We start from the raw sequence: 14,074 nt of genomic DNA, 5'->3' as shown, positions 1-14,074 counted from the left end.
TGCACCACGCTCGCTCGCCGCGAGCGACGGTCGCGCACGCCCGCTTCATCCGATGAACCATCGCGCCACGACCCGCGCCTTGCGGCTCGCTACGCGCACCGAAATGGAAGACTCCGTCATGCGAATCCGCACGCTTCGCCGCGCCCTTGCAACCGCCGCCATCCTGTCGGCCGCCGCGGCTGCCGGCACGACCGCCCACGCGGCCGGCGAACTGAACATCTACAACTGGTCCGACTACATCGCGCCGGACACGATCCCGACCTTCCAGAAGCAGACGGGCCTGCACGTCCGCTACGACAACTACGACAGCGACGACACGCTGCAGGCAAAGCTGATGTCGGGGAATTCCGGCTACGACGTCGTCGTGCCGACCTCGAACTACATGGCCAAGCAGATCCAGGCGAGCGTCTACCAGCCGCTCGACAAGTCGAAGCTGCCGAACCTCGCGAACCTCGATCCGCTGCTGATGAAGATGGTTGCCGATGCCGATCCGGGCAACCGGTACGGCGTGCCGTGGGCGTACGGCACCGACGGCATCGGCTACAACGTGCAGGCCGTGAAGAAGGCGCTCGGCGACAAGGCGCCGGTCGACAGCTGGGCGCTGGTGTTCGATCCGGCCAACATGGCGAAGCTGAAGAGTTGCGGCGTGTCGTTCCTCGACCAGGCCGTCGACGTGTTCGCGGCCACGCTGCAGTACATGGGCAGGGATCCGAACAGCACGAACCCGGCCGACTACCGCGCCGCGTACGAGGTGCTGAAGAAGGTGCGCCCGTACATCACGCAGTTCAACTCGTCGGGCTACATCAACGATCTCGCGAACAACGACCTGTGCGTGGCGTTCGGCTATTCGGGCGACGTCGGCATCGCGCACCGTCGTGCCGCCGAAGCGAAGCGCCCGTACGAGATCGGCTTCGCGAACCCGAAGGAAGGCGGGCTGCTGTGGTTCGACATGATGGTGATCCCGAAGGACGCGCCGAACCGCGACGCCGCATTGAAGTGGATCAACTACGTGCAGGATCCGAAGGTCAACGCCGGCATCACCAACGCGGTGTTCTATCCGACCGCGAACAAGGCCGCGCGCCAGTACGTGAAGCCCGCGATCGCGCGCGATACGTCGGTCTATCCGCCCGACGAGGTGCTGAGCAAGATGACGCTGCTCAAGCCGATGCCGCCGGAGATTCGCCGGCTGCAGAACCGGCTGTGGGCGCAGTTGAAGACGGGGCGCTGAACCGCGCGCCGCGGTAACGCATCGTGCCGCCGGCGGCTTGCGCGCGCCGGCGCCACGCCGTCGCCTCGAAACCGGGGACATCGCGTGCCAGCGGGCCCGCCCTGCCACGCGCGCATCGCAACGACAGTAGTCGAACCGGCCGCGCGAATTATCGCAACGCCGGCTCCGCCGAAAACGCGTGTTCCACGAAGCGGATCACGTCGTCGAACGACGACGTGCACGTGGCCCCCGCCGCGAGCTCGCGAAACGCACCGTCCGGCCCGAAGCAGATGAGCGGCTTGCGCCAGCGCCGCGCGAGCGCGATCTCCTCGGCCGTGCCGGGCCCGCCCGGCAGCGCGACGATCAGGTCGCTGCTCAGCACGTTCACGTAGTTGCGGTTGATCGTATCCGGGGCGGCGCCCGGCTCGCGGCGCGGCAGCGGCGTGAGGATCGGGATGTCGACGAACGGATGCGGATAGCCGTCGAGCGGCACGAAGCCCCCGAGCGGATCGGCTTGCGTCGGCAGGATGCCGATCGACCGGCCGGCCCGCCCCGGCACGCCGGCGAACGCGCGCGCGACCGCCAGCATCACGCCCTGCCCGCCGCCCGTCAGCAGGTTGAAACCGGCCTGCGCGAGCCAGGCGCCGAGCGGCTCCGAAAACGCGAGCCACGGCTCCTTGCCCGAGCCCATCACGCCGATCGTCTTGTTCTTCTGTTGCATCGAAATTTTCAGTGAAGTCGTTGGTCGTTGGGTGGTGCGCGATGGTCGCGCTCATTCGAGCTCGACGCCCTTGAGCTCGGGAATCAGGAACAGCGTCGCGACCATGTCGAGCACGTACAGGCCGGCGAGCAGCGCGATGGCCGTCTGGAACGAGTAGTGCGCGGCCAGCGCGCCGACCGCGACCGGGCCGAAGCCGCCGACCGCGCGGCCGATGTTCCACAGCACGTTCTGCGCGGTGGCGCGTGCGGCCGTCGGATAGCCTTCCGACATCAGCGTCCCGTAGCCGCCGACCATCCCGTTGACGAACATGCCCATCAGCGCCCCGGCCCACAGCATCGCGGTCGGATCCGACAGCCGCGCATACGCGAGGACCGTCACGACCGCGCCGAGCTGGTACAGCAGGAACGTCGGCTTGCGCCCGATGCGGTCGGCCAGTTGCCCGAACACCCAGACGCCGATCATCATCCCGACGACCGTCGCCGCGGTCCACAGCCCCGACTTCGTCAGCGAGAAGCCCATCTGTTTCGACAGGAAGGTCGGCAGCCAGATCATGATCCCGTAGTAGCCGAAGTTCTGGACCGAGCACAGGATCACGATGCCGACGCTCGTGCGCGCGGTGCGGCCGTCCGCGACGAGCAGGCGGAACGCGTTGGCCTTCGGCTGCGCTGCGCGTTGCACGAACGCTTCAGGCTCGTGCAGCCTGTTGCGCATCGCCCACGCGAGCAGCGCGGGCAGCACGCCGACCACGAACATCCCGCGCCAGCCGATGTGCTGCAGCAGGAATGGCGTCAGCAGGGCCGCCAGCAATACGCCGGCCTGCCAGCCGAGCGCGACGTAGCACGACACGCGTGCGCGTTTGCTCGCCGGCCACGCTTCCGCCGCGAGCGCCATGCCGATCCCGAACTCGCCGCCGAGCCCGATGCCCGCGATGGTGCGGTACACGAGCAGATCCTCGAAGCCCTGGGCGAACGCGCACAGCCCGGTGAAGATCGCGAACAGCAGGATCGTCCAGGTCAGCACGCGCACCCGCCCGTACCGGTCGCTCAATGCACCGAACAGGATACCGCCCGCGACGGCGCCGATCAGCGTCCACGTGACCAGCGCGCCGCCCTGCCCGGGCGTCAGATGCAGCGCCGCCGTGATCGCCGGCAGCATGAAGCCGAGGATCAGCAGGTCGAAGCCGTCCATCGCATAGCCGATCGCCGATCCGGCCAGCGCTTTCCACGCGTACGCGCCGACCTGCCCCACGCGCGGGGCCGGCGGGCCGCCGAGCGTCGAAGATTCTATGTTTGCTGCCATGGTGTCCTGCCACGATTGTCCGGCGACATTTTAAAGCCTGTGCCCGTGAGCGACGGGCCGGCAGCCCCCCGGTGAAAATGGATCGCGCGTGCGGCGGCGCCCGCTTGCAGGACGGCGAGCGGGAATTGGCGGGGAATGAACGGGAGGGAAAAACGGCGATCCGGTGTCGGCGGCGAAGCCGGTGATGTCGCGGTCAGGCCGGACACCGGATGAAAGACAGCATGAAGGCGGCGTGTTACCGGCCGGCCCGCTGGCGCGAACCGGACGGCGCCGGGCGGCCTCGCGGCCCGGCCGGCATCAGCCTTGATCGTCGCCGGGCCACCAGGTCTTGGCCTCGCGGTCGACGGCGAGCGTATCGAGATCCTTGCCTTCGAGCCATTTCGGGCGCGGGCCGCGGCCCGACCACGAGCGGCCGGTCGACGGATCGTAGTACTTGGCAGGCGCCTTGCGTTTTCGCTGAACGATGTAACCGAGCGCGCTCAGCACTTCCTGCTGCGAAATTCCCAAAAGCTCGACCTGTTCCTTGAATGCCGCGAGCGCGGCCTGCTTCTCCTTCTGCTTCGCATCCGACAGCTTGATGTTCAGGTCCCGAAGTTGTGCTTCGAGTTCCTGCAGGGCCTGGGTCATGTATTCATCCTCTTTGGGCATGTTTTCGCAAAAAGCTCCGATGGCGGAACCTACCATGAAGTTCCGCCGATGGGGGCTGTCAAATGTCTGAATCGTTTGCCGGTGCCAGCATGGCTTGCGCGATACGCACTAAACGACGCCGCGCGTCAATCAATGGCAGACAGGACCGGGCCGGCAACGCGCAGCCCGCCATGGTCGAAGGCACGGCGAACGGCTGCGGCAAGTAAGCGTCGCACCATGGCACTGGCGCGGCATGGCGCGAATGATAGCAGTGCTCGGCGTCGTGTTGCAGAAGTCGTCGGCCGGCGTCGATGCGGATACGTCGGATTACTGGCCGACGTCGCGGGCGTCCCACTGGATCCGGTCGAACAGCGCGCGCAGCTTCGCGCCGCGCGCCGCGTTCAGCGCGGCCGCATGCGCGACACGCCCGGCGAGATGCGCGCGAAAGTCCGGATGCGCATCGCGATTCTGCGACGCCGGGCCGCTGCGGATGCAGTTGGTCAGGATGGCCTTCAGGAGATCGAACGCATCGCGCGCCAGGTTCGGATGACGATTGACGACCACGCCGGCCAGTTGCTGCCGCGTACCGCGCCGCATCACGCGCGTCTTGCGCAGTTGCAGCGCAAAGCCTTCCTCGAGCGCGATCGCGGCGACCCGGATCTGCAGCCGTTCGACCTCGCGCGCCAGCGTGCCGCCGCCGGAGAAGGCGAGATCGTCGGCATAGCGCGTGTAGGTTGCACCGAGCGAACGCGCGAGCGCGGCGAGCCGCATGTCGAACCGGAACGCGCTCAGGTTCGCCAGCGCCGGCGACGTGGGCGCGCCCTGCGGCAGATGCCGCTCTCGATAACGCTGGCGGCCGATCCAGTCGAACCGGTCGCGCAGGTCCGGCGCGAGCAGCCGTGCGGACGGCACGCGGTTGGTGCACAGCCCGGTGAGCATGCGCGCGACTTCGACCGGGTACCCGAGCGTGACGAACAGCGCGTGCACGCGGGCGGCGCGTATCGATACGAAGAAATCCGCGAGATCGAACCGGACGACGACGTCGCGATCCGCATGGGGCGCCGCGAACGACACGATCCCGTGCCCCTTGCGAAAGCCGTGTACCGCACCATGCGGCGCGATGCGATCGAGCAGCCCGTGCAGGATGCGGCGCTGTGCTTCGCGCAGCCGGCCTTTCGGGATTTCGACGAGGCGGCTGCCGCCGCTGCGCTTGTCGTGCGCCACGTACGTGTAGTGATGCAACGGCGTGGCGCTGCTGCGCGCGTCGACGCGCCAGTGGTCGGACAGCCAGTCGAGCGCCGGCGCGCTCACGCCGAGCCAGCCGGCCAGATCGCCGGGCGTCGCCCATTGCGGCACGTCGCAGCCGGCGAGCGGCGCCGGCAAGGGTTGCTGGACGGGGGGACGCCGTATGACGCGGATCACGGCCGGCCGATCCTCGCGATACCAGGCGCGCACGAACGCGGCCGCATCGGCCAGAACCGCCGCAAGCACGTCGATGTCGACGTCGTCCCAGTTCGCGCCGAAGCGGGCGAGCGCGACGTCCGCGCATTCGTGCGCCCACGGCTGCGCGCCGCCTAGCACGGCAGCCATACGCGCGATGACGCCACCGCGCTCGGGCGTCCCGGCGAGCATCGCCTCGGCAATCGTGCGGGTGGTATCGCGCAGGGATGAATGCATGGAGAAAGATGGGCGGGACGATGAGCCAACGTGACTGGTGCTGCGAGGGGAGGCGTTACGCCACGCGCAACCCGGCCCCTTGCGACGCATCGGGGTGTCAATCTCATCCACGGGGTAGCCCCGTAGTCCTGGAACATCGGCTGCCTGTTCCGGGCGTGTGCTTGACCCACCGGCCCGCGATGCGACTTTAATGGCCGCGAACGCGGCGTGTCAAACCGGGTGGCGATCCGGCGCCGCGGCGGCGCGCCGGATCGCGACGCGCAACCTACGCGTGCCGGGAAAACAGTGCGCGGTACGCGATCGGCGCGACGCCGACGCCGGCCATGTTGTTCAGCATCGTGGCCCAGGTCGCGTTGTCGACGCTGACCGGAAACGACCGCACGCGGTTGGCGAGCAGCCAGAAGGTGCGCGTCATGCCGTTGCTCATCGCGACTTCGTACCCGCTTCCCTCGAGCCTTAGCCGACCGGCGGCAGCGCCACCGGTTCGACGCGGCCGGCCCGGAACGCGGCGGCGGCCGACGCGTATTTGCTGTCGAGCGACATGACGCGGCGCGGCACGCAGTCCTGCGAATTCAGCTGCGGAAACGCCGGGCTCGTGCCGAGCCACAGGCCGTAGAACCTTTGAGCGTCGAGATGCACGACGAAGCGCTCCGTTTCGGCGGGCGTTGCCGCCATGTAGCAGTCGGCCTGGCCGGGAACGACGACGCGCCACGTCGCGCGCTGCGCGCTCAGGTCGACCAGCTCGCTCGGCAGCGGCCGCGGCTGGATGGGAGACGGTCGTCCCGCTTCGCGCAGGTCGCGTGCGCGATCGAGTCCGATACGAAGACGTGTCAGCATGGGCCCTCTCTTTCTCTCGTGATTTGTTCGAATGCGTCAGGGGGCGGGCGATTACATCGTCACGTGTTCGCAATCCGTGGGCCCGGCGTCCTGACGCCCCCGGTGTGTTCGGGAACTGGCGCAGTGTAGCGTCTTTCCGGGTCGGCAAGACTCAACTCGGCCGGCGCCGACTGCAGTATCGACGGACCTGCGCTGCGCAGTTCAAGCACCGGACGAACCCCACGCTCGAATGCTCGAACCCTCATGAACGCCCATGCGCTTCACCTGCCACGCCATCAACCAGAGAATCAATATTCGTCGCCGATTATCTGAATATCGAAACAATCAAAAACAATAACAACAGACCGCAGAATTCAATAAAATCAAATTCAAACAAAAAATTATCGAATTCGATCAACGATAAATTAATACGATTGGCGCCCTCAAAATCAAATAAATAGTCTGTGTTGTGCGCCGCAACACCGTGATTCAAAGATCAACGAGATACGGAGGCGCAGCACGAATCGCTTCATTCGTGCTTTGTCGCAAAGTTTCCACCTTGTCAGGCCACCGTTGATTTCCAGGCATTTGTGAATCAGCAATCCGGAAAGGCATACCTGTCTTCCCGGACGTGACCGACGTCGTCAGATCGCATTAATTCATTCAATACCAAAGGAAAGTCATGAAGAAGATTGCAACCGTGCTGTTTTCAGCACTGATGCTCGCCTCCACGTGCGCGTCCGCCCAGGCGCTTTGCAAGGCCGGCAAGATCGACAAGATCGAAACCGACGCCACCGGCAACCTGCTGGTGACCATCAACGACGGCATCTACTCGTTCAGCGCAAAGGAAGTTTATTCAATTATTTACCAGGCCTATTCAGAAAACAGGAATCTGTTTATCTACGGAAACAATTGTGCGAATGGCTCGCCGGCAACCCGCTTTGCCATTCGTTAATCGACCTTAACGCTCGACGATTATCAATACGTGGAGCACGGGGCTGGATTGACGTTCCGAATCCGGTGCCATCGCGGGCCGTGGTGTCGGCGCTGCGCGTCATGACACCACACCCGCGGGCCGCCCCACCCCCGTTCCGGAATCCATGGAGCAGCCGCGCTTGCCGCGACGAGCCAAACGTTGCCCGGTATTTTTCACCCCGACCACCTCCGGCGCCCGCAAGGACAGCGCCGACCCGCATCGCGACGGCCATCGTGCTCAATCGGCGAGCGCGATGTCGCGAACGTGGGCCGAATCGAATGTCTTCACGCGCCACCCCGGCGAACGCAGAATGCCTGCGATCGCGGGACACTACCGCAGAAACGGCGCCAGCGCGTCGGAAGCTTCGGAGAACCGCTGCTCGAGGAAGTCGAGCAACGTGCGCACGCGCGGCGCCATATAAAGCGTGCGTTGAAACAGCGCGTTCACGGGCACGTCCGGGCAGCGCCACTCCTGCAGGAGCAGCTTGAGCCGCCCGGCCTGAAGATCGGCGCCGATGTCCCAGATCGATTTCATGGCCACCCCTCGCCCCTCGACCGCCCATTCGCGGGCAAGCGAACCATCGTTGGTCTGACGGGAACGGTCGAGCGGCGCGGTGAACGACGCGGTCTCCCCGTCGCGCGTGAAACGCCAGTTGTTCGCCACGCCGGCCGCCGAAGAAAGGACGATGCATCGATGCTCACGCAAATCGTCGGGATGGCTCGGCATGCCGTGCTCGGCGATGTAGTCGGGCGACGCGCAAAGCGCGCGGCGATTGTCGGCCATGCGCTTGGCGACCATCGAGCTGTCCGCCGGCACGCCGAACCGGATCGCGAGATCGATATCGTCCTGCAGCAGGTGTGACAGTGAATCCGAGAGCACGAGCGAGAGCGTGACGTTCGGATGGCGTTCGTTGAATGCGTCGAGCCAGCGACGCAGCACGGTGCGCCCGAAATCGGAGGTAGCCGATACACGCAACGCCCCGCTCACCGATGCACGTCCGGCCTGCAACGCCGCACGCGCATCCTCCAGCGTTTGCAGCGCATGCTGGCAATGTACGAGATACAGACGGCCTTCATCCGTGAGGCGCAGCTTGCGGGTCGAACGCTCGAACAGCTGCGTGCGGAGTTCTCCCTCGAGCTTGACGAGCCGGGCGCTCGCCGCCGCGGGGGACAGTCCGAGCTTTCTGCCGGCCGCCGAAAGACTGCCCTGGCTTGCTGCTTCGACGAAAAGGCGAATGTCACCGAGATTGTCCATGGTCGCGTCGCGCGAAAGGAATGTTGGGGTGTGCCGCGCGATGCGCCGCGCGGACCGGGCATGGTAACGCGATGCGGACGGACGAGGAAAAGGCCGATCGGCAGGATCGGCCCCCGGCCCGCTTACTTGGCGACCACGCCGAGCTGTTGCAGGAACGTCAGGTTGTCTTCGAGATGCCAGTTGTCGGTGATCTTGCCGTCGCGAATGCGATAGATGTCCGTGGCGATGAAGTCGACCACCTGCCCCTTGCCCTGCACGCCGTTGAAGGTGCCGGTGAAGTGACCGGTGAAGTGCAGATGGGTGACGACGCGGTCGCCGGCGACGATCATCTGTTCGACGTCGGCGTGAACGTCCGGCACGGCGCGATGGAAGCCTTTCGATGCAGCCAGCGGCCCGGCGATGCCCTGCGGCCGACCGGCGGGCAACGTGCGGTCCGTAAAATCGGCCGCCAGCGCCTCGCGGGCCTGGGCCTCGTCGCCCGTGCTCCAGAAGGTGTCGTAAAGACGTGCCGCGCGAATCTGTTGCTCGGCCTGCTGCTTCGAGAGGGTCTTGTCGACGATCAGCGTTTTCGGCTGCACGAGATCGTCGCCGGTCGCGGCGACGGCAGGCAACGCGGCAGCAGCGGTGGCTGCGGCCAGCGCGATGCGGGAAACGGCGGAAAGGACGGTGCGGGTTTTCATGACGGGCTCCTTGAGGGTGTACGCGATGCTCGATGAACGGATTGAATCCGGCAGTGGTGCGACTTGGGTCATTCAGGCTGGAAAGCGGGCGGTGCGATTCGCTTGCGCGGTCTCGCGTCGATCAAGCCGGGACGCGAAAGCGGTCACCGCAATCGCCATCAGCGTCATCGCGGCGGCCACGAGCGGCAGCGTGTCGAGTGCCTGCCCGTGCGAAAGCGCCATGCCGCCGAGCCACGCCCCCATCGCATTCCCCACGTTGAACGCGCCGATGTTGAGCGTCGATGCGAGGTTCGGTGCGCTCGCGGCCTTGCTCAGCACGCGCATCTGCAGGCCCGGGACCGTCGCAAATGCCGCGACGCCCCAGACGAAGATCGTCAGGACCGATGCCACGGGGTGATGCATGGTGCGGCTGAACACCACCATGATCGCGACCAGCACGACGAACACGCCCGTCAGCGCCCGCATCACGCCGCGATCAGCAAGCTTGCCGCCGAGCGCATTGCCGATGGCGAGACCGATGCCGAACAGCACGAGAATCTTCGTCACGCCGCTCGGCGCGAATCCGCTCGCCTGCTCGAGCACGGGGGTGATGTAGGTGAACACCACGAACATGCCGCCAAAGCCGAGCACGGTCATCAACAGTGCGAGCCAAACCTGCGGGTGCTTGAGCACGCCTACTTCGTGCGCAAGGCTCGCGGGTGGCGCTTCGAGCGTGTTCGGCACGAGCGCCACGAGGGCCAGCGCGGCGAGCACGCCTGCGCCGGCGACGGACCAGAATGCGGCACGCCAGCCGAGCATCTGGCCGATGAAGGTGCCGAGCGGCACGCCGAGCACGTTGGCGAGCGCAAGGCCGGTAAACATCAATGCGACGGCACTCGCGCGCTTGTCCTGCGGTACGAGCGACGCGGCAACGACCGACCCGATGCCGAAGAAGGAGCCATGCGCGAACGACGTGACGACGCGGGCGATCATGAGGCTCGTGTAGCCCGGCGCGACCGCGCACAGAACATTGCCGACGATGAAGATTCCCATCAGCAGCAGAAGCGCCCACTTGCGCGGCATACGGCTCGTGAGGACGGCGAGCAGCGGCGCACCCACGGCGACGCCCAGCGCATAGCCGCTCACGAGCAGCCCCGCCGACGGGATGGAAACGGAAAGCGACTGCGCGACATCGGGCAGGATGCCCATGATGACGAATTCCGTGGTGCCGATCGCAAAAGCGCTCAGGGCCAGCGCGAGAATGGGAAGTGGCATGGCTGTCTCCGGGAAAGCGGCGAAGCCGCAGTGGATGTGCAGCCATTCTGCTTGCCACCGTGTGGATTGATAATTGGCCTCCGTCTTAAATGATTTTCAAGCCAGACAAGAAAATCAACGCAAGGGGCGGCGCGTGCCTGATCAGCACTCCATCATTCGTCGCCGGTCAACGCGTCGATCAGCGCGCGCACGCGAGCCCGGCGTCACGAGATTGACGAACAGCGGCGCGGGGCGACAGGTCGGCAACACTTCAACGAGCGTGCCGCTGCGCAGGTGGGGCTTGGCGAGAAACGCGGGGACCTTGTTCGAGGCCCGCGCCAAGCGCGGCAGCTTCGGCGAGCGCTTCACCGTGGTTGATGCGGAAGCGGGACTCGATGGGCAACGCGACCGTTCGCCCGTGTTCGACGAACTCGAGTGGCCGGTCGCGGCCCGTGGTTGGTATGCGAAACGCAATGAGGCGATGCTTCCACAAATCGTCAACCGCACGAATCGTCGGGTTGGCCGTCAGGGAATCCGGATGCGTGCACAGGATCGGCGCCGCTTCGTCGATGCGACGGGCGACAAGCGAAGAGGCGTCGAGCGCCTTCGCACGAGCGCACCGGTGCGAAGGCGCTCGGGCAACCCGCTAGATCGTCTCGCTTTCGCGCACCGTAATCGGGCTTTGCAGCACGAACCGCGCAATGTCGTCCTTGCGCATGAATGCAACGCCGGGATGGCTCTTCGCATGACGCAGGAACGCGTCCCATGCACGCGTCATCTGCGGCGTGCCGCTGATACGGTCATGCGCGCTGATCGACATCATGCGCCGACGCGTACCCGCTTCCTCGTACAGCTGATCAAAATCGAACTTGATCTGTTCGAGGAACTTGTCCGGCGAGTAATTCCGGCCCTCCACCAGCAGGATGTCGTTGTTGCGCAGCGTATACGGAATCACGACGAAATCCTTGCCGTTGACCTTTTCGATGAACGGCTCGTCGCGGCTCGTATCGTCGATGTGATACACGTAGCCCAGTTCCTGCAGCAGCGACAGCGTGTTCGGCCCGCGTCGCAGCCAGTTCGCGTTGTAGCCGATCGGACGTTGGCCCGTCACCTCCTCCACCATCGATCGCGCCTGGATCAGAAACTCGCGTTCCTGCGGTCGCGACATCGCGTACTGCGAGTTCCACGTCGGCCCATGGCCCGACGCTTCGTGGCCGCGCGCCACGATTTCGCGCGCCACCTGCGGATGCCGCTTCGCCGCCTCGCCGATCATGTGACTCGTCACCTTCACGTCATGACGATCCCACAGATCCAGCATTCGGGGAATGCCTTCGCGATACCCGTACGCAAACCACGCTTGCGCGGCAAGATCGGCGGGCGCGCTCGCCGGGAAATCGACTTTCGGAAACGGATTGTCGGCACCCTTTGGGGGCTGTCCGCCCGCCTCGAACTGCATCGAGATCGAAATGACCAGCCGTGCACCGTTCGGCCAGAATTCACCCGGCACGGGCGCGGCGACCGGGGCCGATCGGGGGCTGCCCGTTTGCGCACCGGCCTGGGCGGACTGAAGCATCGCACCGACGGCGAACGCGCCCGCGCCGGCTCCGGCCTTGGTCAGGAACGAACGGCGCGTCGGCTGGTCGGGCGCCTGCTCGGCCGGATCACGATCCACGTGATCGATTTGAATTGCCATGGACAATCTCCTCATGACGCGCAAGCGCGTCGCTCGCACCGCAACGCGATGCATGATGACGAATGAACGGATATGGAATGTCACGCAGATACGTGCGCGTACAACCCATTGTCGGAAAGCGGCCCCGCTTTGAAAATGGGCTTTGAAATGAATAGACTTTCAATCCAGACCAAAGAATCGGTGTTCCGTCCGGATACGGCATGTCCGCTCGGCCTGCTGCGCTTCAATGCGCCGATACCCTTCGGTAAATGACGGTGAGCGCCAGCAGCAACGTCGGCGCCGTCGCATCGTGATGGCGATCCCTCAACCATCCGAACACGATCGGCCCAGCAAAACCGATCAGGTTTCCGAATCAATTGATCGACGCGATCCCCGCCGCCTCGGCCGCGCCGGTCAATCGCATGGTCGGCAGGCGCCAAAACAGCGGCAATCGGTGCGATCGACACGTACGCACGATCGCTCGTCATGCCGACGATATCGGCCCTGCTCGCGCGACACCCGCAGTGATACGTGTCCGTTCAGGAATTTCCGGCTGCGGCGATCGACCAGGTCTTCAACCGACCCGGCCGCTACGCGATCGCACCGCCACCGTCGACGAGCACCGTCGAGCCGGTCGCGTACGGAGTCGACGCGAGGTAGAGCACGGCGTTCGCAACGTCCTCGGGTTGACCGACACGGCCGGCCGGCAAGCGCGCCGCGGCGCCTTCGTACATCCTGTCCCGCGCCTGCGCATCGAGCTTCGACCAGAGCGGCGTCGCGATCAGGCCCGGGGATACCGTATTCACCCGCACGGGCGACAGCTCGAGCGCAAGCCCCCGCGCCAGCGATTCGAGCGCCGCGTTGATCGCGCCTTGCAGGACCGAGGTCCTGCTCGGCCGCACGCTCAGGAAGCCCGACACGAACGTCAGCGACCCGCCCTGCCGAATGCGTACGGCCCGCGCGACGCGATAGGCGCCCCAGAACTTGCTGTCCATCGCCGCGTAGGCATCGGCGAGCGCGAGACCACGCACCGGCCCCGTGGGTGTCTGCGCGGCCGACACGACGACGTGGTCGAATTCGCACGCCGATTCGAAGAATGCACGTACGCTCGTGTCGTCGGTCGTGTCCATCACACCGGTTCGCACGCCGTGACCGATCCTCGCTGCGCTCGCCGCCAGTTTGACCGCGTCGCGCGACGCGATCGTCACGCTCGCCCCGGCCGCCGCAAAGGCCCGCGCGGCCGCTTCGCCGATTCCCGAGCTTCCGCCGACCACCAGCACGTCTTGTCCATCGAATTTCATCGTTCGCTTCCTCCGATCAAAAGCGTGTTCCCGAGCGTGAAGCCGTGCCCGTCGCACGCGTCAAATGTTCTGAATACCGCTTGCGGCCGAGGATCGTCGGCCGCCACGCCGCCACGCCGAATCGCCGCTGTCGCCGGCGAAGCCGGCAAGCGTCATGTGTCTCGCGAGACGATTGGGCAGATCCGGTCATCCGTCAGGAATCCCGACCTGCTCGTCGGCCGCGAGCGTCGTCACAAATTCGACGGAAACCCCCGGGGCAATGGACACGAACAACTGAAGCTCATTGGACAACGGTACTTCACTCAGCGAGTAGTCGATCCGACTGCTGGACAGCCGATCGATCAACGTCACCCATTCGCGGTGTGTGTCGACGCGAAGCGCAATATGATCGATGCGCGGCGTGCTACGGCCTGCTTGCGCCGGTAGCGTCGCGCGCGTGACGTGAATCATCGGGCGGCTATCGAGGTACAACCAGTAGCCATCCACCCTGAACGGCGGTCGAGGCCCGGTATCGAGACCGGCGACCTCATCGAAAAAGCGGCGTGTCCCTTCAATGTCATCGGTGACGATGGTGGCGTGGTCGAAATGCATGCTTCGTGTCCATGCTGGAA

15 protein-coding genes and 1 pseudogene are annotated in these 14,074 nt (G+C 65.6%); 2 read left to right on the top strand and 14 right to left on the bottom strand.

Annotation, left to right across the window (positions count from 1 at the left end; all coding sequences use genetic code 11):
- Nucleotides 1-118: 118 nt before the first annotated feature.
- Complete coding sequence (locus LGM89_RS25290; RefSeq protein WP_226274300.1) at nucleotides 119-1,228, top strand: polyamine ABC transporter substrate-binding protein; 1,110 nt, start codon at nucleotides 119-121, stop codon at nucleotides 1,226-1,228.
- 148 nt (nucleotides 1,229-1,376) lie between these two features.
- Here the strand turns inward: LGM89_RS25290 and LGM89_RS25285 are convergent, their stop codons facing one another.
- The 6 genes from LGM89_RS25285 to LGM89_RS25260 form a co-directional block, all read right to left on the bottom strand.
- Entirely contained in the window at nucleotides 1,377-1,928 is a 552-nt protein-coding gene (locus tag LGM89_RS25285; RefSeq protein WP_226274299.1) for a DNA-binding protein, read from the bottom strand.
- A 51-nt stretch (nucleotides 1,929-1,979) separates the two neighbouring features.
- Complete coding sequence (locus tag LGM89_RS25280) at nucleotides 1,980-3,227, bottom strand: MFS transporter (protein ID WP_226274298.1); 1,248 nt, start codon at nucleotides 3,225-3,227, stop codon at nucleotides 1,980-1,982.
- 297 nt (nucleotides 3,228-3,524) lie between these two features.
- Nucleotides 3,525-3,854: an H-NS family nucleoid-associated regulatory protein gene (locus tag LGM89_RS25275; RefSeq protein ID WP_089498947.1), complete on the bottom strand. Its 330-nt coding sequence runs from the start codon at nucleotides 3,852-3,854 to the stop codon at nucleotides 3,525-3,527.
- Between the two features lie 327 nt (nucleotides 3,855-4,181).
- Nucleotides 4,182-5,531 carry a reverse transcriptase family protein gene (locus tag LGM89_RS25270; RefSeq protein WP_089498948.1) on the bottom strand — a complete coding sequence of 450 codons (1,350 nt, stop codon included), beginning with the start codon at nucleotides 5,529-5,531 and terminating at the stop codon, nucleotides 4,182-4,184.
- 265 nt (nucleotides 5,532-5,796) lie between these two features.
- Entirely contained in the window at nucleotides 5,797-5,958 is a 162-nt protein-coding gene (locus tag LGM89_RS25265) for a plasmid fertility inhibition factor family protein (RefSeq protein WP_226274297.1), read from the bottom strand.
- Nucleotides 5,959-5,987: 29 nt separating this feature from the next.
- Complete coding sequence (locus tag LGM89_RS25260) at nucleotides 5,988-6,368, bottom strand: hypothetical protein (protein WP_226274296.1); 381 nt, start codon at nucleotides 6,366-6,368, stop codon at nucleotides 5,988-5,990.
- A 661-nt stretch (nucleotides 6,369-7,029) separates the two neighbouring features.
- Here LGM89_RS25260 and LGM89_RS25255 point away from each other — a divergent pair.
- Nucleotides 7,030-7,302, top strand: a complete 273-nt coding sequence (locus tag LGM89_RS25255; RefSeq protein ID WP_089498949.1) for a hypothetical protein — start codon at nucleotides 7,030-7,032, stop codon at nucleotides 7,300-7,302.
- 351 nt (nucleotides 7,303-7,653) lie between these two features.
- Here LGM89_RS25255 and LGM89_RS25250 read toward each other — a convergent pair whose 3' ends face one another.
- The 8 genes and pseudogenes from LGM89_RS25250 to LGM89_RS25215 form a co-directional block, all read right to left on the bottom strand.
- Nucleotides 7,654-8,577, bottom strand: coding sequence for a LysR family transcriptional regulator (locus tag LGM89_RS25250; protein WP_089498950.1), 924 nt, complete (start codon nucleotides 8,575-8,577; stop codon nucleotides 7,654-7,656).
- 122 nt (nucleotides 8,578-8,699) lie between these two features.
- Nucleotides 8,700-9,257, bottom strand: coding sequence for an ester cyclase (locus LGM89_RS25245; protein ID WP_226274523.1), 558 nt, complete (start codon nucleotides 9,255-9,257; stop codon nucleotides 8,700-8,702).
- Nucleotides 9,258-9,329: 72 nt separating this feature from the next.
- Nucleotides 9,330-10,511: an MFS transporter gene (locus tag LGM89_RS25240; protein ID WP_089498952.1), complete on the bottom strand. Its 1,182-nt coding sequence runs from the start codon at nucleotides 10,509-10,511 to the stop codon at nucleotides 9,330-9,332.
- Nucleotides 10,512-10,761: 250 nt separating this feature from the next.
- A pseudogene (locus LGM89_RS37395) lies at nucleotides 10,762-11,079 on the bottom strand (hypothetical protein); the annotation flags it as partial.
- A 57-nt stretch (nucleotides 11,080-11,136) separates the two neighbouring features.
- On the bottom strand, nucleotides 11,137-12,177 hold the full coding sequence (locus LGM89_RS25230) for a polysaccharide deacetylase family protein (RefSeq protein WP_373452580.1): 1,041 nt from the start codon (nucleotides 12,175-12,177) through the stop codon (nucleotides 11,137-11,139).
- A gap of 86 nt (nucleotides 12,178-12,263) precedes the next feature.
- Nucleotides 12,264-12,650, bottom strand: a complete 387-nt coding sequence (locus tag LGM89_RS25225) for a hypothetical protein (RefSeq protein WP_226274532.1) — start codon at nucleotides 12,648-12,650, stop codon at nucleotides 12,264-12,266.
- A 102-nt stretch (nucleotides 12,651-12,752) separates the two neighbouring features.
- Nucleotides 12,753-13,463 (bottom strand): SDR family oxidoreductase, encoded by a 711-nt coding sequence (locus LGM89_RS25220; protein ID WP_226274295.1) that lies wholly within the window; start codon nucleotides 13,461-13,463, stop codon nucleotides 12,753-12,755.
- A 186-nt stretch (nucleotides 13,464-13,649) separates the two neighbouring features.
- Nucleotides 13,650-14,054: an extradiol dioxygenase gene (locus LGM89_RS25215; RefSeq protein ID WP_089498955.1), complete on the bottom strand. Its 405-nt coding sequence runs from the start codon at nucleotides 14,052-14,054 to the stop codon at nucleotides 13,650-13,652.
- Nucleotides 14,055-14,074 lie beyond the last annotated feature (20 nt).

The sequence above is a fragment of the Burkholderia sp. AU31624 genome, from assembly GCF_020420065.1.
In the GTDB taxonomy this organism is placed as follows: Bacteria; Pseudomonadota; Gammaproteobacteria; order Burkholderiales; family Burkholderiaceae; genus Burkholderia.
This window is presented reverse-complemented; position numbering and strand designations above follow the sequence as displayed.